At 76.2% G+C, this 1,544-nt stretch carries 2 protein-coding genes; one reads left to right on the plus strand and one right to left on the minus strand.

What is annotated here, in order from left to right; translation table 11 throughout:
- The first annotated feature begins 51 nt into the window (after positions 1–51).
- A complete protein-coding gene (locus tag AB0I76_RS29645; protein ID WP_357042370.1) occupies positions 52–978 on the plus strand; it encodes a DUF3500 domain-containing protein in 927 nt (308 codons plus the stop codon).
- A gap of 12 nt (positions 979–990) precedes the next feature.
- Here the strand turns inward: AB0I76_RS29645 and AB0I76_RS29650 are convergent.
- A partial coding sequence (locus tag AB0I76_RS29650; RefSeq protein ID WP_357042366.1) for a methyltransferase domain-containing protein occupies positions 991–1,544 on the minus strand: 554 nt, incomplete at its 5' end.

Here is a 1,544-nt window from a genome sequence, read left to right on the forward strand (position 1 = left end):
GAGATCCCGGCCGACCTGGCCGACTCCGCCGCCGAGTGGCGCGAGAAGCTGATGGAGACCCTCGCCGACGTCGACGACGCCGCCCTGGACGAGCCGGAGCGCACGCGCGCCGCGCACCGCTTCGACGACGACGCCGCTCGGCGTTGGCTGGAGTACCGGCCGCGACCCCGGCCCGGGGTGTGCCTCGCCGACCTCGACCGCGCCGCGCGCAAGGCCGCCCACCGGCTGCTGGCCACCGCGCTCAGCCCGACGGCGTACGCGCAGGCGATGGCGATCGTCGCGCTGGAGGAGGTGCTCGACCGGGCCGAGGGATGGCGGCGGGGACGGCACAGCGACGACTACTGGGTGGCCGTCTTCGGCGACCCCGACCGGGACGACGCCTGGGCGTGGCGTGTCGAGGGGCACCACCTGTCGGTGAGCATGACGGTGGTGGACGACCAGGTCTCCCCGGCGCCGGTGTTCTTCGGGGCCAACCCGGCCGCCGTCCGGTACGCCGGTCGCCCCGTGTCCCGCCCGCTCGGCGTCGAGGAGGACCTGGCACGCGCCGCGCTGGATGCGATGGGACCGGCCGCCCGCGCCGCCGCGATCATCGCCGACGAGGCGCCGGCCGACATCGTCAGCGCCACCCGACCCCGGGTCGACGGGCCGCTGGAACCGCTCGGCGTGGCGACCGACCGGCTCGGACCCGGCGCGCGGGCACTCGTGGAGCAGCTCGTCGCGCTGTACCTGGAACGCCTGCCACCCGCCCTGGCCCAGCACGAGGCGCAGCGGCTCGACGGCGGGCAGCTGCACTTCGCCTGGGCCGGCCCCACCCGTCCCGGCCAACGCCACTACTACCGGGTGCAGGGCGACGACCTGCTCGTCGAGTACGACAACACCACCGACGACGGCAACCACGCGCACACGGTGCTGCGCCGCCCGGCCAGCGACTTCGGCACCGACGTGCTCGCCGCCCACCACGCGCGGGCGCACGGCTGACCGGTGTTCGGCTCAGCCGGCGGGCCGGATCGCCTCGACGAGGAAGCGGCGGGCGTGCGCCACGAACGGCCCCTCGGCCCGGATGCGGTGGTGCAGGCGTACCAGCGCGGGACGGTGCCGCTCGACGGTGAAGCCCGGAACCGTCCACACCACCTTGCGCAGGAACCAGACCACCGCCGCGACGTCGTGGAACACCGTCCGCAGGGTGGCCTCCCGCAGGTCCACCACGCGCAGCCCGGCCGCCTCCGCGTCGGCCACCGCCCGCTCGGGGTGCCGCTCGGTGGGTGGGGGCAGCGGACCGAGGATCGCCTCGCTGAGTTCGCGTACGGTGCCCGGGCCGATCTGCTGCGACAGGAAGGTCCCGCCCGGCCGGAGCACCCGCGCGGTCTCGGCCCAGTCGGTGCGGACCGGGTGCCGGCTCACCACCAGGTCGAACGCGGCGTCCCGGAACGGCAGCGGCGCACCGGGCGTGACCGCGACGACGTGGCCCCCGATCCGACGCAGGACACGGGCGGCGACCGCCACGTTGGGCGGCCAGCCCTCGGTGGCGACCAGCAGCGGCGGCC

This window comes from Micromonospora sp. NPDC049799, assembly GCF_040656655.1.
In the GTDB taxonomy this organism is placed as follows: domain Bacteria; phylum Actinomycetota; class Actinomycetes; order Mycobacteriales; family Micromonosporaceae; genus Micromonospora.

Excerpts from the sequence above, each read along its gene's own strand:
- AB0I76_RS29645 (WP_357042370.1), top strand. The coding sequence starts at position 52 with ATGGAGACCCTCGCCGACGTCGACGACGCCGCCCTGGACGAGCCGGAG.